The sequence below is a fragment of the Halobacillus naozhouensis genome (assembly GCF_029714185.1).
Taxonomy (GTDB): Bacteria; Bacillota; Bacilli; order Bacillales; family Halobacillaceae; genus Halobacillus_A; species Halobacillus_A naozhouensis.
Genome location: NZ_CP121671.1, coordinates 3,803,102 through 3,827,240 on the forward strand (window position 1 = coordinate 3,803,102; position 24,139 = coordinate 3,827,240).

Genomic DNA, 24,139 nt, shown 5'->3' on the forward strand with positions numbered 1-24,139 from the left:
ACTAGTATTTTCTAGTATATGGTTAATATAGCTGAACCAAAATTTTTTCTTCCCTTGTATTTTCAATAACAATTCGTGTTCGGGTTGTGACTACTGCATAAGATAAATTGCCAGTTTCTCATCCCTTCGGTTAAAGCTTCCTGAGGAAGTCGGAACCCGTCTACTGCAGACAAACTGCCCACGAGGTCGGTCTTGAACCAGATAGTGACTCTGATCCAGTAACCCCCTTAGTTCCATGGTCGGGAGGGACAAGTCCTATCAGTTCATCAACCGTTTTGATCCATCGAGAAACTTTATGTAGTAACGAGCATCATTTCCCCTGGCTATGACCCACAATATTCTTAACATCAATGATTAAGTACGTTGTCAATAAAGACTTTTAAGCTCCATCGCCAAAAAGTCTGTTGGTTCACAGCAAGTAATTTCTGTAATCCTAAACGGATGAAAATGTACAATATTTACATCCTAATCTTACAATATAAATACCGGATTAGAGCGTTTATAGACAGGGAAAAGAGAAGCTTTTAATTTACAAAAATAAGAAAATGTGGAGAATAGGAGGGTAACTTATGACGACCAATATTGTATTAATTGATGATCATAAACTATTTCGTGAAGGTGTAAAGAAGATAGTCTAGACACTTTGACGCTAAATCCAGACGATAGATTTCCTCTAGCCAGTACAGTAAAGATCATTATTGCATTTAATTTTGTAAGAATGGTTGAAAACGATAAATTTTCCATTTCCGAAAAAGTAAATGTCAACTATATTGATAAATTTTTTATCAAAAATACAGATGGTGGCGCCCATCCTGCCTGGAAAAATTCCATTAATAATCCTAATGAGGTATCGTTGTTAGAGGTAGCTAAGGGGATGATGCATTTTAGTTCAAATGCATGTACAGATTACTTAATGAGTAAAATTGGATTAGATGTTATTAACGAGAGTTTAAAAACTCTCCAAACGAATAAACACGATAGAATAACTTATCTAACACCGTCCGTTTTAATACCAGTTTATTTGTCAGATAAGAAGAAAATAGCTGCTGATAAGATAAAATCAATGAGTCTTTCTTCTTACCAAGAATTGTCAGAAGAGTTATTTCAGAAAATGGCAATGGATAATTGTGATTCTCTTAAAGAAAAAGCAGTTCAAATGTTAGATCGAAAAGTACAATATGCTACATCAGAAAAACTGCCATCTTCAACTACAGTAGATTACGCTGACCTTATGTGCAAGTTAGGAAAAGAACTACTGAGTATAAAAGAAAAAGAACTATTTAATGAAGTATTAATCGGAAAAAGCATTAAAGATGATCAAGATGACTTCTTTTGGTATAGGGGTGGAGCTACACTATTTGTTTTAACTTCTGCCTTGTATAGAGAAAGAGGAGATCACTCCGTTTCAGTTTCCCTGTTTATGCGTGATGATAAAGCTGGAGAAATATACTGGATAAAAAATATACTCAATAGCTTCATTTTCAGTATAGCCACTGATCATGATTTCAGAAATAGAGTAAAAGAATTGGCAGTTAATTAACTCAACTTCCGCACTCGAAAATGGCGCGTAAAGCCTTGATATGATGCTTATGGCAATCAATTATTTATCTCCAAAAACACAAAAAAGACATCCTCTTTGGTAGAATAAAGACACCATAACAATACCCCAAAGAAAGGGTGTCTGTTGTGACTATTATTTTATCAACATCCAACTCTCATGAACAGGCGGATTCTTACGTTTCCCGTTTTTTCAAAGAACCTAACCTCTCTGTCTTTCTGCACCCATCCAATATTCCGGAATTGTTAGCAATAGGTAAGCGTTTGAAGTTATCTCCGGCTTTTCCCCTGCTCCGCACCGAACGTGCTAGTTTCCCAGCATTCGGCGTTCCATCTAATGATATGTACTAAATTATAAGTTCCTTGTTACTCTTCGAGACTGGATCGCTTGATCCCTTCCATCCCACATACCTTTCGGTATTGGTTAATTTTATCTAGAATTCGTTGGTTTTGTGGAATCTTTTCAAGATAAAAATTGATTCGCTCGATATCTCTAATGTGTATGAGCCGGTGGACATCTTTATGGAGAATGCGGAGGTTTTGAAACTTATCCGTTCCTCCAAAACTCTTGGGTACATAATGATGACAATGAACATCTGAAGCATGTAAATACTCGCCTGTAATTTCACATTTACCCATCTTCATACTGTACCGACTTATTCGATTATCAAGATATTCTATACTCCGATTCGGTAGAGAAGCTTTCATTAAATAACCGACTTCTTGTTGTATATCCGGTCGTAACTTTTTATAAATTTGTTCTCTACCTCTCTTTGTGTAAAGCGAAAGCTTTGGACTGAAGTTCATCTTATGGAATGTTTTAACATTACCAATAGGAAAAAGGTACATCCCTCTAATGTTGATAGTCTTCGTTCCTAAGCTAAAGTTCTTCTTATAAAAAGGTGGTGGCTGAAAAGGATGTTCTAGTTTTCCAACCGGTCGAAGACGGTTCACTAGAAATGGTTTAAGATCGAAAGCAAGACGTGAGAACGCAAGGCTTACATGAGTCGCTCGTTTGAAGTAATGATGAATACCCAAAACGAAACTATTATAACGTTGAATATTTCCAGCAGAAGGGGAAGCTTTTATTGTTCGAATGAGCTTCTTAGCTTCCTGTTTGATTTTCCTTCTTTTTGAGGAAATGACCCCTGTATGGGCCACTCGTTTCTTCCCCTTTTTATTCGCACGAATGGTGAAACCTAAGAACTCTGATTCTCGTTTTCTCAAGTTTACAATTTGAGATTTCTCTGGAGAGATGTCCAACTTTAAACGCTCTTTGAGGTAAAGACGTACCGCATGGTACCACCGTTGAGCTGTCTTTCCATCTCGGCATAGAATTTTAAAATCATCGGCGTACCTAATCAAGTATCCTTGCTTCAAGTTTGTTTGTTTTCTAGCTCGCCTTTTAGCATCATCTGAACTGTAGGTTTTTGTAAGAGGAAAGACCTCCCATTGTCCTGCAACCCATTGATCTAAGTCATTTAGAACCACATTAGAGAGTAAAGGTGATAGAATACCACCTTGTGGTGATCCTTTCACAGGCACACCTTCTCCATCGATTTCGGACTTGATCATTTTAGCTATACAAGCGAGAACCTTTCGGTCTCGAATACCCATATTCCAAAGCTGTTTATTTAGTAATGAGTGATTCACATTATCAAAGAAACTTTTAATATCTACATCGACGACAAAATGAAATTGCGCTTGGTTAATTAAGTATTGTATCCTTGCCATAGCATGATGAGCAGACCGGAGAGGTCTGAACCCGTAACTATGTTTGAAGAATTGAGACTCAACAATCGGTTCGAGAACTTGTTTGAAGCTCTGTTGGATGATTCTATCCAAGATACATGGAATCCCAAGAGGTCTCCATTTACCGTTCTCTTTTTCAATCCATTCTCTTCGAACTTTCTTCGGGTGATAGTTTCTTAGTTTGGTTCTTACTTCGTTTACGAGATTGTTTTCCGATAGCTCTTTCATGTCATCGATGGTTTTTCCATCGGTACCTGGCGTTTTGGACCCTTTGTTGGTTTTAATCATGCGAAAAGCGAGCAGGATGTTTTCTCTCGAAATGATCGTGTCATAAAGATGAGAAAACTTGTATCCTTGACTCGCTTTTTCATGTAGGTCTGTAAACGTCTCCGTCATATGATAATAATCCCAGTTTCGCAACGTTGGCACTGTGGCATCCCTCCTTATGGAGTGATGTTCCCACGTTCCTACCCGATCGGTGCCATTCACTTACGGAAAATAATCGTTTCATTCATTAGACTTGGGGCTGTTCCTCCACTCCCATTACAGGAGATTCCAGTCACTCCCCTACCCTCACAAGGACAAATACTTTTCAGCATGGAGCTTTATAGCAACCGTTTCGGGTGACAGCCCTTGTTTCAACGTCCCTTGCTTTCCAAGTACCTTACAACGTAGCTTTCCATACTAAACATAGGTGCTTCCTTTAAGCCTGTGAGCTGGATACCGCCATGGTTCGGTATAGCGTATTTCAGAGGGCGCAGTTTTACTCCACACCACTCACGTCATCGTAAGATGACACGTAAGTTTCCCTACGTTGAAAATTTAGACCCTTACTTTCGGAGGTTCGTCAGTTCCTATCTCAAGGAACGATTCTCACCGTATCTAGTTTTTCAGCCGTGAGGCATATCCGTTGGCATACCTTTTCTTATTGAATGGCTACAGCCTTCGTTCTACCTAATCTACCTGTGCTTCATACCCTATAACCTATCAATTATAACGCATGCAGGAGTATTGACGGGATGGTTTCAGGAAACATGGATCCGTCATTCCCATCCTCCGTTGTAAAGTTGAAATTTAATTGTTTAAACTTCCTGCTTTTTCACGGCGAAAGGCGTTTATAGCAGAACTTGTCGCGCGCACCCTTATCATGAAGACTCAGTTTCAAGATAATCTCCCTCAAAGCAAGAACCCAACTTCGATTAGCTGGTATTATTTCCAGTAGGTAGGTCGTTTCATAAACGATAATATTCAATTGAGTAATAAATTATAATAAAAATGTTCCTCGTCTTTCTCATACCCAATTAATTCATATAAATGTTGTGCCTTGTGATTGTCGCTAGCTGTTTCAAGTGTTAATTCTTTTGCACCTGTTTCTAAGGCGTGTTCCTTTGCTTTTTGCATTAAGCTCTTAGCTACTCCACTTCGCCTCGCAGATTGATCAACATACAGGTCATTTAAAATCAATATTTTTGCTAGATTGACTGATGAAAAGGATGGATAAAGCTGAACAAATCCTAATGGTCTTACAGAGATTTCTTGTTTTTCGATTGCTAAAAAAATCACAGATTGTTGATTTTCCATTCTTTCACGAATAAACTTTTTTCCTTCCTCTACGTTTGATGGTTGTTCGTAAAAGACCCGATATTTGTCAAAAAGGTCTGCAACTAAATCTATTTGATCTAGGTCTGCTTTCATAAGTACAATGTTTTCATCGTTAGTCATATTATTTTCCCTCCTATTTATGAAAATCTTAAGCCTAAGTCAGCCAAATTGTCCTTGACCTTCGTAATAATTCGAGATAAGCGCTCCTATTCATGAATAAACATATGGCTTATTAAAGCTGTTTTATCATAGAAACAACCTTGATTTTTATACCATTTGGCTTATGTACTACTTCCTCATCATAGACACTGTATCCTATTGAATTATATAACTTTATATTTTTAGGAACAGTCATACGAACTTTGCATATCATAGTACGTTTATTATTTTTACTTGCGTATTCCTCTAGCGATTTTAATATTTCTTTTCCTATCCCTCTCCCCCGTCTTTCAGGAATAACAGATAGTCTATAAAAATAAACATCATCATTTCTGACAAGAAACCGCACCATTCCTACTGGTTCACTACCGACGGAACATACTAGTGCTTGCTCACCTTCTTTTAAGGCTTTTGAGATAGATCCTATTGTTTCATCTAAAGCGCTTGAGGGAGGTGTTTCATCTTTATATTCCATGAATGCTTTAATCATTAAATCAAGAATGAGATGTGGGTTATTACATTCTTCTGATACCTTTGTATGTACCAAATTTGATCCCCTCATTGTATCCTTTTATTCCAAAAGTACGTTCCTTCTCATGAATAGGCAGATTAAACCTCCCTTATAAGGGACTCCCCTTCGTTTTGTTCCCTGTCTAACCACTGCCACTTCTCATATAGTTCAATTTTACCTTCAGATGTTAACTTAGGTATGGACTTACATTTCCCTCCTCTTATCTCATGACGTGTATTTACGTGGTTATATCTAAACTCAAGAGAATCATCCTCATGAACGATACCTATTAACTTACCTTTTAGTATTTCTCCTCCTAAATAGTCTGCATAAAGTATGTTCCCCTCTTGTTTATAATGAAAATAAGTTTTAGAAGAAACTTCCCCACTAGTTGTATTTTCCACAGATACAAACTTGCGGTTATCGAAATTAATCACAGAAATCCTCTCCCCTCTAATAATTAACATGTGATACATTTCATTAAAGATCAATATTATCATGTCACTTATATTTTTCAATATAGTCAGATAATTAAACGCAAGAAAATTAAAACGCAATCTATTACGAATCCAGAGTAAGCTTTATTCATTTATCTGGCCCGTTTACAGAAGATACTCCCGCCTAAATTCCGTCCTCTTTTGATCTTCCCTAAGTACTTAAGTCACCCCCTCTATCTTAAATAACTCACAACCATAGATTCCCTTAATTATAAAGTAGTCAATCGAATATAGAACTTCTATCTTAACTAGTCATATAAAATCCTAATTAACTTGAAACACAGGAACATATGTTTGTATGATAATCTAAAGGAAGGTGATTAATTTGAATTTTCCAGCCTATACAACAACTGAATTAGAAGATTGGGTATCAAATTGGTATAAGGAACGAAAGTTTCTATGCCCGGTAGATCTCAATATTAAGAAAATAGCTATGGAATACGAGATATTCATTTATTACAAACCTCTGAAAACTGTGTACACTCGTTTCGGACGGTACAAAGAAATTGTAATTAATTCATCTTTGGACTATGTAGATCAACGCGAAGAGTTTTTCACGAACTTTGTCACGCCGTTAGGCATGTTGGCAAACAATGATGCCAGAAACCTTCGAGAACTTCAAGAACGTGATGCAAAGCATTACACTTTCTTATTAGTAGTAGAAGCCGGGTATGATGGGAAAGGTAAACGAAAAAAGAGAACTAAAACGATAAGGCCATTTTGGCCACAAACAGCTACCAGTAGATGGATTAAAATTAAAAAGAAATATAATATCAAAAATATTCGACTTCATGATTTACGTCATACCATGGTTACCTTGCTTATGGAAGAAGGAGAATCGTTAAAAGCAATCCAAGAACGAGCCGGCCATTGTAGTTCTAGGATCACTTCTTATATATATGGACATCTTACAAAAAAAGCAAAACGATCAACCGCAGAAAAGTTTGAAAAATATGACCCCAGTAATTCCGTCAACAGGTATGAAATCTCATTAAAATTCTAAAACCGCAAACCTTATTAAATAAAGGTTTGCGGTGCTATATTCATTTCAGGGCATTTTCACCCTGCCCCCAAGGATTGTTTATTCAGTTGTCTTATAATAAATAAAAATGAAACTCGATAAATTCGCAATTAGTTAGCATTATTAATGAATCGTTCAAATGTCCTCGTTTTTAGGTTAAATGGATTGGGAATACTCTTACAAATAAAACCAATAAGGAGGAATTTCTGTGAAACGATTCTATTTTTTCAGTTTTATCTTGGCTATTGGTGTCATCCTAAGTGCTTGTGGAACAACTGAAAATCAGGATAAGGCTGACTCCTCGAAGCAGACAAATCAACAAGAAAATGATTCTTCCAGTAACGATGGTAACACATCTGAACAATCTTCTAAGAAGGATCAGTCTGGTGGCGATGGCGAAAATATGGACTTAGCGTCTGAAGTGGATCATGTGATAAGCTCAGTTGAACAATTAGACAAAACCCTAAAAAATTCAGCAAATGATGTCCAATCAATTAATAATCAGGGGAAAACCCTTGAAGAAAACTGGGACAGTATTGAAAAACAAGTAGAGGAACAATTTCCAAATCAATATAAGAAGGTGGAAGAAAGTCTCTATCCACTTATTGGTGCGGCTAAAAAAGAGGATCCCAATATTGAGAAAATGAAAAAGTGGGCGCAGACTACCGTGGAGAGCTTGAATGAATTGAAACAAAAGATAGAAAGTCAGTAACTTTAATTGAGGAGAGGCTGTGTAGAGCAGCTCTCCTCTTTGTAATGAATTGCACTTTAAGATGCGCCCCCTAATAGATAATCCAGCGAACCCTTAGCTACTTACCTATCTTTCACTACAATATAAGTAGCCTGGACAGGGCCATGTACGCCATACACATTATTCATCTCGATATCGGCACTATTACTTGGACCCGTAATGAAATTCACACAAGATTCAACGAGGTCTCCACCTTCCACACGCTGATGAATTTCTCTGGTAACTTGAGACATCCTCGGTACAATCGTGCTTTTAGGAATAATCGCAATATAATTGGCTGGAAGCAAACTGACAGAACGGCCTTTTCCCTTCCCACTGAAAAGCACAGCAGTCCCTGATTCCGCAAGGGCAGCGTCGCTGAACGTAATCCCAACATCAGCCTGCTCTGCTCTTCTTACACTCTCTCTTCCGTTCTCTGCGTCCCACTGAAAAACGTCTACTCCGTGCTTACTTTCCAATCCCTCGAGCGTAGCCTGCAAGCCAAATGTTTCAAATCGAGGATCATCCCACGTAACAACAGATTTACCGCGATACCCTTCGATCACCCTGGCCACTTCTTCGCCTAATGAGCTTTGGTTTGTCTTGACAAAATCAGTATGAATCTCCGTGCATTGCTTCTCAAGAACATCGACTAACTCATCCTGGGATTTACCCTGAAGTACGTTCCACTGAGGCTGATGATTCCACTGAGGCTTTATAACTTTCTCCCTCCGCTCACGCCCCAATTTATTGGCGATGTTGTTTAGAAATTCTTCCTTATGTTGAATTGCACCTTTAGTCATTGCCATTCCCACCTGTCTCTCTATTCTTGAACCAATCCCTGAATCTCTCTTTCTGTGGTGCTGGAAATTCTCTGATATTGGTCCATTCCTTAAGAGGGGATGGACCTTTTGAGATTGTTCCATCCTTGGCGAAAGGAGTGACAAGAAAAGGGGCAAGTTTTGTCCCGATACGATAGAGCGAAGAAGATCCTGTCCCTATACTAAACCCCTTCATAGCCAGCTTTTCTCCAAAATCAGACTGCTTTTCCTCTTCAACGATTTTCCTTCGGTGCATGATTAATTGCTCATGGAGAGGGATCTTCACGGGACACACATCTGTACAAGCTCCACAAAGGGAAGACGCATACGGTAATTCTTTATAGTCATCGTAACCTCCCAGGAGAGGAGTCAACACAGCACCAATCGGTCCCGGATAAATTGAACCATAGGCATGTCCGCCTACATGACGATAAACCGGACACACATTGATGCAGGCAGCACAGCGAATACAATGTAAAGACTCCTGGAATTCCGTACCCAAAATTTTAGAACGGCCATTATCCACGATCACAAGATGAAAGTCTTCCGGACCATCGACATCACCTTTCTGTTTCGGACCTGTCAAAGCTGTTACATAGCTAGTCAGCTTCTGTCCAACTGCAGCCCGTGTTAATAGACTGACCATGACGTCCAGTTCTTCCCAGGTTGGAACAATCCGCTCCATTCCCATCACGGTAATTTGGGTCTCAGGGAGTGTCGACACCATTCGTGCATTCCCCTCATTCGTTACCAGAGCAAACGACCCGGATTCCGCTACCGCGAAGTTACACCCGGTGATGCCTACGTCAGCAGAGAGAAACTCCTTCCTTAGCTGTTCCCGGGCAAACAACGTAAGTTCCTCCGGGTTTTCCGTTTTCTTATAACCCATTCTATCTTTGAATACATCACGTATTTGCTCTTTATTTTTATGCAGAGCGGGAGCAACAATATGAGATGGAGGATCATGGTCATCAACTTGCAAAATATACTCCCCAAGATCTGTCTCTATTACCTCGCACCCCTCCTCCTCTAACGCATCATTCAGGGCAATTTCTTCGGTGACCATTGATTTGGACTTTACGACTTTCTTGCCTTGTTTCTTATTCACTACTTCTTTTACGTATGTGTTGGCCTCTTCGGCTGTTTCGGCAAAATAAACATGTCCGCCACGCTCCGCTACTTTTTCACTTAACAGCTGCAAGTAGTAATCCAAATTTTCCATCGTGTGCTGGCGAATTTCCTGACCGTGATTACGCCACTCTTCCCAGTCACCTAACTCTTCCGCAGCGTTTGACTGTTTAGTTTGCAGTCTTCCTTGAGCTGAACGAACAGCCCCGCGCATAAAATCGTTGCCTATACCTTTTTCTACTCGATTCGAAAACTTCTTGTCACCTACGTGCATGGGCATACTAAGCTTCACCTCGACTGTTTAGAATTTCGGCTATGTGCATGACTTTTACCGATTTATTTTTCCGTTTCATACGACCATCTATTTGCATCAAGCAGCCGCCATCGGCCCCAATTAGCAAATCAGCTTCTGTTTCCTCAATATGCTCAACCTTCTCATCAACCATTTGCTCCGAGATGTCGCTCATTTTCACAGAAAAGGTCCCTCCAAACCCACAGCAATCACTGCGGTTAGGCAGTTCTTTAAGTTCCAGCCCCTCCACATGGCTGAGCAGCTTAAGCGGTGCTTCTCTTACCCCAAGCAACCGGGTCATGTGACAGGAAGTGTGATAAGTGGCCCTCCCCTTAAAGACAGCCCCTACATCCTCAACCTTAAGTACCTCTGTCAAAAATTGTGTCAGCTCAAATGTCTTGGCTTTTAACGACTTTGCTTTATCACGCCACATTGGTTCATCTTTAAACAATTGATCATACTCATGAAACATATAGGCACAGGATCCAGAAGGACTGACCACATATTCTGAATGGACAAACGTCCGAATCATATTTTTAGCGGCAGCTTTTGTTTGTTCATGATAGCCGCTGTTGTAGGCCGGCTGCCCACAGCACGTTTGGGTTTCAGGAAAGTCAACCTCACACCCCAGCCTCTCTAGCAGCTCCACACTTGCTTTCCCTGCATTTACATAAAATAAGTCTCCCAAGCATGTAATAAATAGTGAAACTTTCATTCTATATCCCTCCCACCTGTTGTTCTACTTAATGATTTACTATCAATTCTATGCAGATCTATCTAATTCTTTAGAGTTTTTATTAAACCTGATTCCTTTTCCAACAGATACAACAATTCCTAATGCAATGAAGATAAGTAGCAATGTACCTACATTTAACCCTAAACCATATAGGTAGACATAGCCCAAGGTCCCGGCAAAACTCACATAGAAAAACATTGGGATAAGCAGCCTGCGAATTAATTTGCCTTCTCTGCCCATCAGACCAGCGGCCGCAGATGCTGCGACAACATTATGTACACAAATCATATTACCTGCCGCTCCTCCAACGGCCTGAAGGGATACAATAGTTCCTGGATCAACTCCAATCGTATTCCCTACACCAAATTGGAACAGCGAAAACATCATGTTGCTGATTGTGTTGCTTCCTGCAACAAACGCACCGATAGCACCAATTAAAGGAGCAACTAAAGGATAAAAACCTCCAAATAATTCCGATATCCCTTCAGCTAACACTAAGGGCATACTGTTAAAGCCGGAGACGTTCACATCAGAATTTATAAAAATCTGCACGAGAGGAACGGTAAATATTAATGCAACCATCGCACTTAACACAGTTTTGAAAGAATTTTTAACTGCGATGTTGTATTCTGCTCCTTTCATGCGATAAACAAAGGCAGCTACAATGGATACTACAATAAATACAGCCCCGGGAATGTTTAACGGCTCTGTCGTCACAGTAAGACTTGTTCCAAATAAATGAGGTAAAGTGATATCCCATGCTTTCAGCCAACTGCTGAAAGGTAAGGACGGCAGTCTAGTAAGTACCAGCAATACAGCCACAAGCAAGTAAGGAAACCAAGCGCCAAGCGTGCTGACCTTTTTCTTAGGCGGCTCTTCATTTATTTGAAGATTACCGGTCCAATCAGCCTCCCAATTTTCCTTTTTGTCAAAACCCCATACTTGTTCAGGCATAAGGAAGCCTTTTTTTGCTGCCGGAATAACAATGGCCATCCCAATCAAACCACCAATTAATGAAGGAAATTCAGGACCAAGCAAATTAGCCACAAGCGCATAAGGAACGGTAAAGGCTAACCCAGCAAACAAGGCAAACTTCCAAACAGCAAGCCCTTCTTTAATAGATTTATTTTTACCAAAAAAGCGAGTTAACATTACTGAAATAAATAGAGGTATAAACATCCCCACAATTCCATGGAATATCGCAACCTGACCGCCTATTTGAACTATATAATCCATGAAGCCGATGCCCTGCTCACTAAGGTGTTGACTCACAATCTCTGAATCTTTTAACCCTGTGTTCACACCTATTAATATCGGAGTACCAATCGCACCGTAAGAAACGGGTGTCGACTGAAGCATTAAAGCTGCCATGACAGCTCCCATTGCCGGAAAACCGATAGCAACTAGCAATGGTGCAACAATCGTTGCTGGACTTCCCCACCCCGCTGCGCCTTCCAGAAATGACCCAAACAACCAACAAATGATGATCGCCTGAATTCTTCTATCAGGTGTGATGTCAGTAAAACCCGAACGGATCGTATGTATAGCTCCACTTTCTTTAAGCGTATTCAAAAGTAACAAAGCACCAAATACGATTAAACCAACCTCTAGGGCAGTAAATACTCCCTTTATGGCTGAAGCACCTATTTGATTCGCTGGAACCCCCCATATAAAACCAGCTGTAATGATCGTAATAATTAAAGAGACTGGCATGGCTGATTTCGCCGGCCAACGAAGAATAACCAGGAATAGAAAGACGGATAAAATGGGTATAAGTGCGATCAGCACCAGAAATCCGATATTCATAAATGAACCCCCCTTAAAGATATGGTCATCAGATGACCTGCTCAATATTCGTTATTATAATATAAAGCGTTTTCAATAAGCAAGGATAGAATTTAAATTGTTTGAAAATACAGACGTTATGTGTGCCCTCACTAATAAAATGACATACAAAAAAAGCTCCTTACTATTTCAGGAGCCTTCATTGCGTTCTATAGTACTTTTCCTTTGTAATCACTGATAATATTTTAAAAGAGTTTGTTCAACTTCTGTTAGATGGTTTAACATAAGCTCTTGCGCCTTAACTGAATCTCTGGACTCAATGGCTTCAAATATTTGCTTATGCTGTTGATAAATCTTTGTAAGTGTCCTTTGTTGAGAAAACAACCAGATGCGTCTAGTCTCAAACATCGCTTCAACCATCGTTTCCGATACATTATTCATTAAATCGATTAAAAAACGATTGTGGGAAGCCTCGGCAAGTGCCATATGAAACTGCAAGTCCGCTTTCTCCCCAAGCTGTTCATCCCCATTGGCATCCTGCATATCTGCAAGCGCTTTACTGATTGCCAAGATATCTGATTCTTGTGCATTTTCTACTGCAGAGTTGACACTTCCCACTTCCAAGATTTTTCTGATTTCTAACAAATCGTGGATATCCTTTTTACCCATTAATAACACGGAGCTTGTTATCGATGAGGTTAGCACTTTTGGATCGAATTCACGTATATACGTACCTTCACCTTGCCTCATCTCGAGCATTCCTTTTGCACGCAAGGCACTCAGTGCTTCCCGTATGGCCGATCTGCCGACACTGAAATCTTCAGCAAGCTTCTGAACAGAATTTAGCTTATCACCTGGTTTCAAATCACCTGTTTTAATCATATTTAATAACTCATCCGCAACTTCTTCATATATTTTACGGGGCTTTATTTGTTTATAAGCCATGGATACACCTCTGTCTTCATTGATAACTTCATTTTAACGAAAGGACAGAAAATCGACAATTCTTTATGGATTTTAAAAGCACCTCAGAGGGGCGTGCAGTGTGTACTTCCTACTCACACAACCCATTTGAGGTGCTTATTAATCATGAATGTATCCTTTCATCAGGACGTCTTTGCTTTTTCCATCCCTTTTGAGGTCAATAACTTCCTAACTTCCTTGCGCTCGCTTTTTCTCGTTAACACATAGACCGTATCAAAAGTTTGCATTACTGAATTCCCTGTAGGGGTAATGACTTCATCTCCACGCGCAATCGTAACAATAATCGTGTCTTTTGGAAAATCAATATCATTCAGTTCACGCCCCGTGATAGGCGAATCCTCACCTAATGTTACTTCGACAATTTCCGTTTCTGTTTTTCCTATGTTAATTAATTCAAGTTCACCAATAGAGCGATTTTTCGAATCTCCTGCTAATTTCAAATAAGATCCAACGCCAGACAATGTACTTCCTTGGATCAATGCGGAAATAATCACAACGAAGAATACGGCATTGAAGATAATATCACTGTTTTCTACATCTGCCAGAAGCGGGTATGTCGCTAGGACAATAGGAACAGCTCCCTTTAGTCCCGCCCAGGAAATAAAAGTTTTTTCCTTGAGATCATAGTTCATTCCGATCATACTTATAAAGACTCCAATTGGTCGGGCGATGAACATTAATACAATCGATAGAAGAATACCTTTCCAGGCTACACCGAGGAGTTGGCTAGGAAATGCTAGTAGTCCAAGCATCATGAACATGAGGATCTGCATCATCCACCCAAAGCCTTCGTTGAATCGAAGAATGGAGAAGCGATACATGAGGTCACTGTTTCCTACAAATACTGCCATCACATACACGGCAAGCAACCCACTGCCTCCAATTAAGGCGGTAAATGAGTAGGAAAATATAGCAAACGATAGAGCTAGTACAGGGTAGAGTCCCGAGGAGTCCAAATCAATTTTGTTAATCACCCATACCGTAAGCTTCCCTAACAATAAACCAGCAAGTACACCTAAGCCCATTTCTACGAAGAAGCTGCCTATTGCTCCCCAAATCGATGTCTCCGGGACTTGGATTAAGTCAATGAAGATGATTGTTAGAAAAACTGCCATCGGGTCATTTGTTCCAGATTCTGCCTCGAGTGTTGATGTAATCTTTTTCTTAATATTTTTGGTCCCTAAAACGGAAAATACAGCAGCTGCGTCCGTTGAGCCGACAATGGCTCCAAGCAGCAGACCTTCAAGCCATGAGAATCCGAAGATATATACGGCTGCAGCTCCGGTAACAAATGAGGTGATTAAGACCCCTGCTGTCGCGAGGGAACCTGCAGCCCCGGCAATTGGCTTGATATCTTTCCACTTCGTCTGAGTGCCCCCATCAAACAGAATAATAATTAACGCGAATATTCCAATTAATTGGGCAAGCCCAGCGTTTTCAAAATAGATGTAATTATTTAATAGTAACCCTGCACCTAAGAATAAAATAAGTGAGGGCATTCCTAGTCGAATAGAAAATTTCGTGGCCAGAACACCTGTTAATAGCATAATAGAAAGTACTAGTATAATCGTATCAACATTTATTTCCATATAACCCACCTTTTGCTCCGATTGAATACTACTTTATTGTGTTGTATAATTTAAAGCTTCTATTATAAGATTAATATATTTTCAGATAATTATCTAATGAAAAACCTTATAACAACCGGATTTCACAGGTGATTCCGATAAAAATAAATAACATAAACAGGAAACGTAAAAAAGCAAGGTGAAACGAGCGGCAGTTCGTTGTTCAGCCCAAGCAGGACAACTCTAGAGGTTTAGAGCTGCCCGCCCGGCTATTAATCTAATTCCAAAGTCCACCCAAGGAGAAATCCGGCAAGTATGCCGCCCAATCTGTCCCTGTTAATCCACCAGTTAACAAAATAGTGCCGAAAAAACAAGAGCAAGACAAGAACCGACATAGCATAATATTCTAAATTAGATTTTACTTTAGATGTCATATTCTGTTCCCAAGTCGAAATAAGCTTCCTGACTTTATCAAAAGCTTTACCAACTATTTATTTGCCTGAATGAAAGTGACTGTTGAAAGAAGTTGTATATGACTTATACGAGGTAATTAGATTAATATTTCATTACATCAACACACCTTAATGGTTCTGAAATGTACAACCTTTTAAAGCTGAATTTATCAGCGATCGACATTTCCCTGAGAGCCGGATTATGCATTAAAAAGGGCAAGGGAAAACCGCTTTTACAGATTGGCACCGTGGTGGATTGCGAGGAGGGAATTGCCTTCATTTCAGCATCGATAGAGGCCATCAGTTCCACTGGTTCATCAGCAGATTCAGCTGCATAACTTTCAAGCTCAGCTGCTGGCTGCAGCCAGCCCATGAAAAACAATAGAATGATTCCTAATCCTGCTAGCAAACCTTTTCTCACATTAGCCCCTCCCCTTTTTCGTTCGTTGCAAGTTCCATTCTACCAAGTGAAGAAATCAATAGAAATAACTTTCCTTCTTTTTCTGGATCAAGAGCCGCTGCGGCAGTATGCCCGTTGTCAAACCCTATAAAATCGGATAAGATATGACATAGTCAGGGAAAACGTTTGCACAAGTTGCATGACCCCTCTTAGTTAGAGGTTGAACAGCAGTAAATTGGTTGAACGCGGAGGCAGTTATAGAAATTGATTACTTTTATACACAGGAGGCGGGAGAATGGAAAAAGCTTGGTGGAAAGAAGCAGTCGGATATCAAGTATATCCAAGGAGTTTTCAAGATTCAGATGGGGATGGGATTGGTGATTTACAAGGCATCATCAGCCGGCTTGATTACATGAAAGACTTAGGGATAGACTTCATTTGGATTTGTCCTATGTATAAATCCCCTAAGGATGACAACGGGTATGATATCTCCGATTACAAAGATATCCTGGAAGAGTTCGGAACGATGGATGACTTTAACGAACTACTAGGCGAAGTCCACAAACGAGGCATGAAGCTGATCATTGACCTTGTCTTAAATCATACAAGTGATGAGCACCAATGGTTTATTGAATCCCGCTCTTCTTTAGATCATCCTAAGCGGGATTGGTATATTTGGCGTGATGGTAAAGATGGCAAAGAGCCAAACAACTGGGAGAGCATTTTCGAAGGATCGGCCTGGGAATATGATGAAGGGACCGATCAATATTATTTGCACTTGTTTTCAACGAAGCAGCCTGATTTGAACTGGGAAAATCCTGAAGTCCGTGAAGAACTCTATAGTACTGTAAACTGGTGGCTGGAAAAAGGCATTGATGGTTTTCGGATAGATGCCATTAGTCACATTAAAAAGCAACCCGGTCTCCCTGATATGCCGAATCCTGACAATAACCGTTATGTTTCCTCTTTCGACAAACACATGAATCAGGAAGGAATTCATACGTTCCTGCAAGAATTCAAAGATCGCACCTATGGGAATTATAACGTGATGGCAGTTGGCGAAGCGAATGGTGTAAGTACGGAAGACGCTCATCTGTGGGTTGGTAAACAAGGGAAAATGGATATGGTGTTTCAATTTGAACATCTTGACCTCTGGGATCATGATGCTGAACAGCAGCTTGATATCGTGGGGCTTAAACAAGCGCTGACCCGCTGGCAGAAAGCGCTTGAGAATGATGGCTGGAACGCGCTATTTACTGAGAATCATGACAAAGCAAGATCCGTTTCCACATGGGGGAATGACCAGGAATACTGGCGTGAAAGCGCGACTTCGATAGCTACGATGTATTTTCTCATGCAAGGGACACCATTTATTTATCAAGGTCAGGAAATAGGTATGACAAACGTCGCGTTTCCTTCCATCGAAGACTATGATGACGTTGCGGCCAAGAACCTTTACAGTAATAAACAGGCCGCTGGTTGGTCGCATGAAGAGATTATGTCCATCCTCTGGAGCTCCTCCCGTGACAACAGCCGAACACCTATGCAATGGACAAGTGAGGAGCAGGCAGGATTCACCACGGGTAAACCATGGATGAAAGTTAATCCTAATTATGAAAAAATAAATGTCGCTCAACAATTGCAGGATGAACACTCTATACTTACTTATTATAAACAGTTAATCCAGTTGAAAAAGGAGCATAAGCTATTCACCTATGGCACCTATAACTTGCTGGACGCTGATAATACTCAGACTTACACCTACACACGAACATATGAAGGCCAGACAGCCTTGATCGTGACAAATTTAACAGGGAAAGAAGTACTGTTCGAAAGTGAATACATCTTAATGGGAGAGTCATTACTGCTCACCAATCAACTGGAAATAAACGCCCATCACACAAAACAATTACACTTGGCTCCGTATGAAGCACGCGTTTATTTATTATAAACGTAAACCACGTCACCGTTGACGTGGTTTAGTTTGTTTTAATCTTATTACACAAAACAGCATAAAGCCAATGCTGGTGAGAACCGAAAACATGAATAATACGAGTAAAGGAACCGGTCCCGTATTAAATACAAGCAGGATGCCTGAACCATATACGATACCCGCTAACCCCATCATCGGCAGCACTGGCTTCCTACTTCCTTTGATCAGTAAATCAGCAATAGCGCAGCCTATCCACGTTACAAAAAGTCCGTAGAACACCTGCTTCTGGAAAATCTCACTCCAAATCTCCCCGCCTGTCTTTAGATAGGAAGCACCGAGCAGGGTGATGAGATAATAAGTGTATGTAACGAGAAAACCTAACGTGAAATTCATACCCAGCATACCCTTTCTGCAAATAAAGCCTTTGTCATTTTCACGACAAAGGCTTTTCTTACAATCTATTCAACCCTGAGGTCTGCTTCCATTTCAAGCTCCACATTTCCCTGGATCGCTTTAGAAATCATACAACTTTTCTCGGCTTTATCCACTAATTTTTTTAAGGTGGCTAATTGTTTCTCACTTGCCTCTTTTGTCAAAATCACCCTCGGTCTATGAATGATCTTCTTATAGGTAAAAATACCGTCAGTCACATCTACGACCCCTTCTGACTCCATATCCATCTCCTTCAGTGGAAGATGGGCACGTTCAATCATGGCCGCTAAACTGATAATATAACAAGTGGCCGCTGCCCCTAACAGCATCTCATCAGGGTTCGTACCAATATTCGGTCCGTCCATTTCTTTAGGAATCGAAATTTTTGTTTTTAATTTATCAGCTTCAATAGATCCGACTTCATTACGGCCGCCGGGCCAGTCTGCTTTGAGATGAAAGTGGTGAAATGCCATCGTATTTGCTCCTTTTCAAGTCATTCTACACTTATTGTAAACGAGAGGTAATCATGCATGAAATTATTTGCTTATTTTTAAAAAAGGATTTCTGTCCATCCGTGGCGAAAACAAGCAGTGGAAAGGAGATGATGGAATGAATAGATTATCAGAACCTCATTATAAGCGTGCGGCAGACTGGATTCTTGAACATGGACGAGAGCTGGAAAAAGCCAGAATGAAACAATTAATACAGGGTGGACATGAGCAGGACATAGTTACAGCCCTCTCTGCGTTTCAAAATGAAGACGGGGGGTTTGGCAATGGTTTGGAAGCTGACATCAGGATGCCACACTCATCTCCAATTGCTACGTCTGTAGCTATGCAGCTCTTAGTTGAGCTTGAAGACAACCCACAAGCTGACCAGATGATCCACACAGCACTTGGTTATTTGGAAAATCAGTTTGGCCGCAAAAGACAGGGATGGTATGCCGTGCCGCCAGAGGTTAATCAGTATCCACACGCCTTCTGGTGGACTGTTCATGATGACGGTATGTCCTGGATTGATCATCACTGGGGAAATCCAAGCGCAGAAATCATTGGTTACCTGCTTCGCTACCGCAATGCCGTAACACATCTAAATGTAGATCACCTGGTCAAACAGTGTATGGACTACTTTATGAATTTGACGGCTTTTGAATCTGAGCATGAAATCTACTGTTATCAGCGCCTTTTTAACCTGCACCCTGACTTGTTAACGCAAGAAGCATCTGATCAATTGCAAAGAGCTGTTCAATCCCTCGTCGTTTACGATCAGGAAAAATGGCAGAACTATGTGGCCTTTCCATTGAAATTTGCAGCTGTACCAAGGCATTCGCAGTTAGGAATCCCAACATCAAAGATTGAAGAAAATTTGCAGTTTATAACGGAACAATTAGAGAATGATCCATTTATTGAGCCCCCATGGGAATGGAATGATTACATGGATAGCTGGGGGCACGCTAAAACAGAGTGGCGTGGTGTCCTTACATTTGAAGCCCTGCAGTGGCTGCTCAACTATGGAAAAGTCGCGACCTGACCTTCATCGCGATTTTCCATTTTGACGAACTCATATATGCCGCCGTTCGTAGGCTGCTGAAAAGTCTTTACAACTACAAAGCCTGCCCGCTCATACACCTTGATCGCCCTTTTATTGAAAACAGCTACAGCCAGGGTGACTTTCGAAGGGGCATAGTTTTCAAAAATAAACTGCAGTCCTTCTTGTAAAAATAACTGACCTTCTCCCTTTCCGGTCAAATCAGGATGCATACCAAGGCCAATATTAATGGTTTGTGCATCCACGGGGTCACTAGTGAAAAAGCCGATTAGCTCTCCATGCCTCCAAACACTTTGTGTATGCTTGCTTCGTTGATCAGGATCAATAAACTCTTCATAATCTTCCTGGTCAGCTTTCATATCGTAGAAACTGTACTCCCCTGGATATTGCCATTCTGCAATGATCTCCGCTTCCGCTTGAGTGATGGGTTGAAATTGTATGACCATTACCTTATTCCTCCCAATCCTTCTTAAAACGCTGCATTTTCAACTGCAACTGTTCAACCATGTCCAGAACACGCAAATAGTCTTCATGCTCCATCTGTTCCGGGTCCATCGTTTCAACTACTTGATGCAACATTTGAATTCGGTTTTTCACATATCTAAATTGTTCAGATTGTGTTTCGGCAGCCTTTCCCATAATGTCCCTCCTAAAGATTTAGTAGTAAAGGGAACCTTCGAAAAGGTCCCCTTTTATTAATCGGTCTGGTCTTGCTTTTGCGGTTCACTTTTCTTACCTGATAAGAACCATCCGCCAGCAGCTATCAATACGAGCACAGCATAGAAGAAAAGTTTCCATGTGGTCGAGTGGGCAAAGTGTTCATCCAACACCTGTATACTTGGGTGAGCAAGTGTGGAGACAGCCAGCTTCACTCCTACCCAGCCGACTATAATAAAGGCAGCCACCTCAAGACCTGGTCGGGATTTAAGGAGTTTTACGAAATAGTTGGCTGCAAACCGCATAATAATGATTCCAATCATCCCCCCGGTCAAGATGACAGCAAACTGCCCGCCATCTAAGCTTCCAATCGGAGGTAATGGCGTTTCCGGTAAAGCCACGGCTAGCGCTACAGCAGCTAAAATGGAATCGACCGCAAAGGCCAAATCCGCTAATTCTACCTTTAAAACAGTCATCCAGAAACCTTTACCTTTGCCGTCCGTATCTACCTCTACTTCATCAGGATCTTGTTTATTCCTGTCTTCTCTTTTAGCTTTCCATTTATCGTACAAGTGTTTACCAGATATGAATAGCAAGTAGGCTGCACCAAGAGCTTGCACCTGCCAGACATCAACCAGAAACGAGATGATAAATAACGAACCAAAGCGGAGGATAAACGCTCCAACTAACCCGTAAAATAAAGCTTTCTTCCTTTTCTCTGGCGGCAAGTGTTTTACCATAATAGCCAGCACCAAAGCGTTATCAGCAGCTAGAATACCTTCTAAACCGACAAGAACGAGTAATACCCATCCATATTCTATCAATAATTGAGCATCCATATTACTTACTCTCCTTTTTTATAAAAAAATGATCCCACCACAAAGGTAAGGATCAAAAAAATAGACCTCTACCTCTGTGGGTAAAGGTCTCGCTAACAACGTTCGTTGTCAGTAAAGCCGGGGCGTATCTCCCGTAGTGACGACTTTACTTTTCAGCTACTCCCCTTTTAGGAAAAGCTAATTCTGACTTCATCATAGCATGATTGCACCAATTGTCAACAGATTTATCATTTTACGTTTCCTCGGTAAAAAGACGGCAGATTTCTACAATCACCTGTGTGGATTTTACCATATTGTCTAATGAGACATACTCATACTTCCCGTGGAAATTTTCCCCACCGGTAAACAGATTCGGCGTAGGTAAGCCCATGTAAGAAAGCTGTGAACCGTCAGTCCCCCCTCTAATTGGCTGCACAATCGGCTGGATGGACAGGTTAGTCATCGCCTGGTACGCAACATCAACTATCTCTTTTCTCGGTTCAATTTTATTCCCCATATTGTAATATTGATCGTGAACTTCAAGGCTGACGCGATGACTCCCGTATTTATCTCTTACTTGTGAAGCAATCGAATGCAGTTTTTCCTTTCTCGCTTCAAAGTTCTGCTTATTAAAATCCCTTACTAAATAGTATAATTGAGCTTTCTCTACATCTCCCTCAAAAGAGACAAGATGATAAAATCCTTCATATCCAGCAGTGAGCTCCGGTGAGTCTTGCTTCGGAAGCTGCTCAATAAATTCAATCGCAAGCTTTGAAGCATTAACCATCTTGCCTTTTGCCGTCCCAGGATGAACACTATTGCCGTAAAAAGTGATTGTCGTATCAGCTGCATTAAAGCTTTCATACTGTAGTTCACCTAAAGGTCCACCGTCTACCGTATAAGCGAACTCTGCACCGAATCGTTTTACATCAAACAAATGAGGTCCTCGCCCAATTTCCTCATCAGGGGTGAAAGCAACACGTATCTTGCCGTGTTTTACTTCAGGATGACTTATGAGATACTGCATCGCTGTCATAATTTCAGCCACACCAGCTTTGTTGTCGGCACCTAGCAAAGTAGTACCATCCGTAGTCACCAGGGTATGTCCTTTATACATATGAAGTTCTTCAAAATCACCCGGGGAAAGCACGACTTCATCATTTAATTGAATATCCCCGCCATCATAGTTCTCAACGATTTGAGGGCGTACGTTCTTCCCCGTAAAATCTCTTGCTGTATCTACATGCGCTAAAAAACCAATGACGGGAAGGTCTTTGTCAACGTTAGCAAGAAGTGTAGCCATTACATACCCGTTTTCATCGATGGTGACCTCATCCATCCCCATTTCCCGGAGTTCCTCCACTAATTGATTAGCAAGCACTAGCTGCCCCTCCGTAGAAGGACACTGCTCATTGGATTCATTTGATTGTGTGTCGATCTTCACATAACTTGTAAACCGCTTCAATAATTGCTCCTTCATCATTTTCACCCTCAATATTATTGGATTAACGTTTTATCTTCTCTACCATATAAGCCTCTGGACATATTTTCAACAATAGAGGAATAGTGATAATCTTATAGCATATTTATTTTCCTTCGTGAACACTTCCATTTTCAAGCAGGAATTTCATAATCGAGGAAGAATTACTTATAGACAGTCATTTCATACATAAAGGTGTGTCTTCATGATCCATAAACGTTGGTTTCAAACTTTGATCGCAGGTATTCTAGCTTCATTATTTATTTTACTCATACATGAGATTCAATTTTTCTTTGCCCCTATATTCACTTATCTAGCGGCAATAGCCATTCCCTTCATCGGTGGGGGAATCTTATTTTATATTTCAAGACCCGTAATGCTTTTCCTGGAAAAGTACAAAGTGCCGAGATTGCTTGCTATTTTAGCAGTCTTTTTGCTTTTTATTTTCATTGGATACTTGATCACCCGCTTTATCGCTCCTATCGCTCAGGAGCAATTTTCAAAATTAATCGATAATTTCCCCAGAATGGTGGAAGTGGTTAGTGATACCATCAATTACTGGCAGCAAAACCAGGCTATTATCCCAGATCAGTTTAATAGTGCGATTAACAACGTTATCCAAAACTTAGAATCATACTTGAAAGAAGCATCAACCATTGTGATCGATGTGATCAGTCAATTTATCGGCTTTGTTTTCGCATTAATCCTAGTACCGTTATTTTTGTTCTTTATGCTGAAAGACGGTGACAAGCTTGTTCCGTTTTTACGTCAATTCATGAACGAACGGGTAGGGAAAAGTTTTGAAAAACTAGCTAAATCCCTTGATCACACATTGAATTCCTTTATTATCGGCCAGCTTACGGTCAGTGTGTTCGTCGGAATGATTCTGCTTGTCGGCTACTTAATCATTGACTTACACTACTCCCTAACCTTGGCTTTATTCGCTATGATGATGAACGTAATCCCTTTCGTCGGACCCTTCTTAGCTGTTATCCCTGCTATTTTAGTGGCTCTGTTTCAAAAACCGATTTTGGTTTTATATGTGGCTATCATTATGGTCGTGGCCCAGCAAATTGAAGGTAATCTCGTCTCCCCTAATGTGATGGGTAAAGCGCTTAATATTCATCCTTTAACGGTGATCACCGTCATCCTGGCTGCAGGCAGCCTGGCAGGTTTCCTCGGTCTTTTGTTTGCCATTCCAACCTATGCGCTCGTAAAAACAGTGATCACTCATTTCTATCATGAATGGTTGGAAAATAGAGCAAATCACTAAAAA

The 24,139-nt window shown here is 40.6% G+C and carries 23 protein-coding genes; 6 read left to right on the plus strand and 17 right to left on the minus strand.

Annotated elements, in window-relative coordinates; translation table 11 throughout:
• Positions 1-643 precede the first annotated feature (643 nt).
• Positions 644-1,540 (plus strand): serine hydrolase, encoded by an 897-nt coding sequence (locus tag P9989_RS19485; protein WP_283076503.1) that lies wholly within the window; start codon positions 644-646, stop codon positions 1,538-1,540.
• A 383-nt stretch (positions 1,541-1,923) separates the two neighbouring features.
• On the opposite strand, the gene ltrA is transcribed toward P9989_RS19485, so the two are convergent.
• From ltrA to P9989_RS19505, 4 genes are all read right to left on the minus strand, one after another.
• The gene (gene ltrA, locus P9989_RS19490; RefSeq protein WP_283075615.1) at positions 1,924-3,738 is read right to left on the minus strand and encodes a group II intron reverse transcriptase/maturase; all 1,815 of its coding nucleotides are present in this window, start codon (positions 3,736-3,738) and stop codon (positions 1,924-1,926) included.
• Between the two features lie 819 nt (positions 3,739-4,557).
• Positions 4,558-5,031, minus strand: coding sequence for a GNAT family N-acetyltransferase (locus P9989_RS19495; RefSeq protein ID WP_283076504.1), 474 nt, complete (start codon positions 5,029-5,031; stop codon positions 4,558-4,560).
• Between the two features lie 112 nt (positions 5,032-5,143).
• Positions 5,144-5,617, minus strand: a complete 474-nt coding sequence (locus tag P9989_RS19500; RefSeq protein WP_283076505.1) for a GNAT family N-acetyltransferase — start codon at positions 5,615-5,617, stop codon at positions 5,144-5,146.
• A 62-nt stretch (positions 5,618-5,679) separates the two neighbouring features.
• Positions 5,680-6,018, minus strand: coding sequence for an avidin-fold protein (locus tag P9989_RS19505; protein WP_283076506.1), 339 nt, complete (start codon positions 6,016-6,018; stop codon positions 5,680-5,682).
• Positions 6,019-6,403: 385 nt separating this feature from the next.
• Between P9989_RS19505 and P9989_RS19510 the strand changes: the two genes are divergently transcribed.
• Together P9989_RS19510 and P9989_RS19515 are read left to right on the plus strand one after the other, a co-directional pair.
• Complete coding sequence (locus P9989_RS19510; protein ID WP_283076507.1) at positions 6,404-7,081, plus strand: tyrosine-type recombinase/integrase; 678 nt, start codon at positions 6,404-6,406, stop codon at positions 7,079-7,081.
• Between the two features lie 226 nt (positions 7,082-7,307).
• The gene (locus tag P9989_RS19515) at positions 7,308-7,811 is read left to right on the plus strand and encodes a hypothetical protein (protein WP_283076508.1); all 504 of its coding nucleotides are present in this window, start codon (positions 7,308-7,310) and stop codon (positions 7,809-7,811) included.
• Between the two features lie 101 nt (positions 7,812-7,912).
• On the opposite strand, the gene P9989_RS19520 is transcribed toward P9989_RS19515, so the two are convergent.
• From P9989_RS19520 to P9989_RS19550, 7 genes are all read right to left on the minus strand, one after another.
• Positions 7,913-8,632, minus strand: coding sequence for a LutC/YkgG family protein (locus P9989_RS19520; RefSeq protein WP_283076509.1), 720 nt, complete (start codon positions 8,630-8,632; stop codon positions 7,913-7,915).
• Positions 8,625-10,058: a LutB/LldF family L-lactate oxidation iron-sulfur protein gene (locus P9989_RS19525; RefSeq protein ID WP_283076510.1), complete on the minus strand. Its 1,434-nt coding sequence runs from the start codon at positions 10,056-10,058 to the stop codon at positions 8,625-8,627. Before P9989_RS19525 ends, P9989_RS19520 begins: the two co-directional genes overlap by 8 nt.
• A gap of 1 nt (position 10,059) precedes the next feature.
• On the minus strand, positions 10,060-10,785 hold the full coding sequence (locus P9989_RS19530; protein ID WP_283076511.1) for a (Fe-S)-binding protein: 726 nt from the start codon (positions 10,783-10,785) through the stop codon (positions 10,060-10,062).
• Between the two features lie 48 nt (positions 10,786-10,833).
• Positions 10,834-12,612 (minus strand): L-lactate permease, encoded by a 1,779-nt coding sequence (locus P9989_RS19535; RefSeq protein ID WP_283076512.1) that lies wholly within the window; start codon positions 12,610-12,612, stop codon positions 10,834-10,836.
• A 210-nt stretch (positions 12,613-12,822) separates the two neighbouring features.
• Positions 12,823-13,536, minus strand: coding sequence for a FadR/GntR family transcriptional regulator (locus tag P9989_RS19540; RefSeq protein ID WP_283076513.1), 714 nt, complete (start codon positions 13,534-13,536; stop codon positions 12,823-12,825).
• A 161-nt stretch (positions 13,537-13,697) separates the two neighbouring features.
• A complete protein-coding gene (locus P9989_RS19545) occupies positions 13,698-15,164 on the minus strand; it encodes a potassium/proton antiporter (protein ID WP_283076514.1) in 1,467 nt (488 codons plus the stop codon).
• A gap of 534 nt (positions 15,165-15,698) precedes the next feature.
• On the minus strand, positions 15,699-16,016 hold the full coding sequence (locus P9989_RS19550) for a hypothetical protein (RefSeq protein WP_283076515.1): 318 nt from the start codon (positions 16,014-16,016) through the stop codon (positions 15,699-15,701).
• Positions 16,017-16,290: 274 nt separating this feature from the next.
• Here P9989_RS19550 and P9989_RS19555 point away from each other — a divergent pair, with 274 nt between their 5' ends.
• Positions 16,291-17,946, plus strand: coding sequence for an alpha-glucosidase (locus P9989_RS19555; protein ID WP_283076516.1), 1,656 nt, complete (start codon positions 16,291-16,293; stop codon positions 17,944-17,946).
• A 12-nt stretch (positions 17,947-17,958) separates the two neighbouring features.
• On the opposite strand, the gene P9989_RS19560 is transcribed toward P9989_RS19555, so the two are convergent.
• Positions 17,959-18,321, minus strand: coding sequence for a hypothetical protein (locus tag P9989_RS19560; RefSeq protein WP_283076517.1), 363 nt, complete (start codon positions 18,319-18,321; stop codon positions 17,959-17,961).
• Between the two features lie 65 nt (positions 18,322-18,386).
• Positions 18,387-18,833 carry an OsmC family protein gene (locus P9989_RS19565; protein WP_283076518.1) on the minus strand — a complete coding sequence of 149 codons (447 nt, stop codon included), beginning with the start codon at positions 18,831-18,833 and terminating at the stop codon, positions 18,387-18,389.
• Positions 18,834-18,969: 136 nt separating this feature from the next.
• Here P9989_RS19565 and P9989_RS19570 point away from each other — a divergent pair, with 136 nt between their 5' ends.
• A complete protein-coding gene (locus P9989_RS19570) occupies positions 18,970-19,890 on the plus strand; it encodes a hypothetical protein (RefSeq protein ID WP_283076519.1) in 921 nt (306 codons plus the stop codon).
• Here the strand turns inward: P9989_RS19570 and P9989_RS19575 are convergent.
• From P9989_RS19575 to pepT, 4 genes are all read right to left on the minus strand, one after another.
• Positions 19,869-20,354 carry a GNAT family N-acetyltransferase gene (locus tag P9989_RS19575; RefSeq protein ID WP_283076520.1) on the minus strand — a complete coding sequence of 162 codons (486 nt, stop codon included), beginning with the start codon at positions 20,352-20,354 and terminating at the stop codon, positions 19,869-19,871. The two genes, P9989_RS19570 and P9989_RS19575, sit on opposite strands and share 22 nt — an antisense overlap.
• A 4-nt stretch (positions 20,355-20,358) precedes the next feature.
• Positions 20,359-20,547, minus strand: a complete 189-nt coding sequence (locus tag P9989_RS19580; RefSeq protein WP_283076521.1) for an SE1561 family protein — start codon at positions 20,545-20,547, stop codon at positions 20,359-20,361.
• A gap of 56 nt (positions 20,548-20,603) precedes the next feature.
• A complete protein-coding gene (locus P9989_RS19585; protein ID WP_283076522.1) occupies positions 20,604-21,404 on the minus strand; it encodes a TerC family protein in 801 nt (266 codons plus the stop codon).
• A 232-nt stretch (positions 21,405-21,636) separates the two neighbouring features.
• Entirely contained in the window at positions 21,637-22,863 is a 1,227-nt protein-coding gene (gene pepT, locus P9989_RS19590) for a peptidase T (protein WP_283078990.1), read from the minus strand.
• Positions 22,864-23,068: 205 nt separating this feature from the next.
• Here pepT and P9989_RS19595 point away from each other — a divergent pair, with 205 nt between their 5' ends.
• Entirely contained in the window at positions 23,069-24,136 is a 1,068-nt protein-coding gene (locus tag P9989_RS19595; RefSeq protein WP_283076523.1) for an AI-2E family transporter, read from the plus strand.
• Positions 24,137-24,139 lie beyond the last annotated feature (3 nt).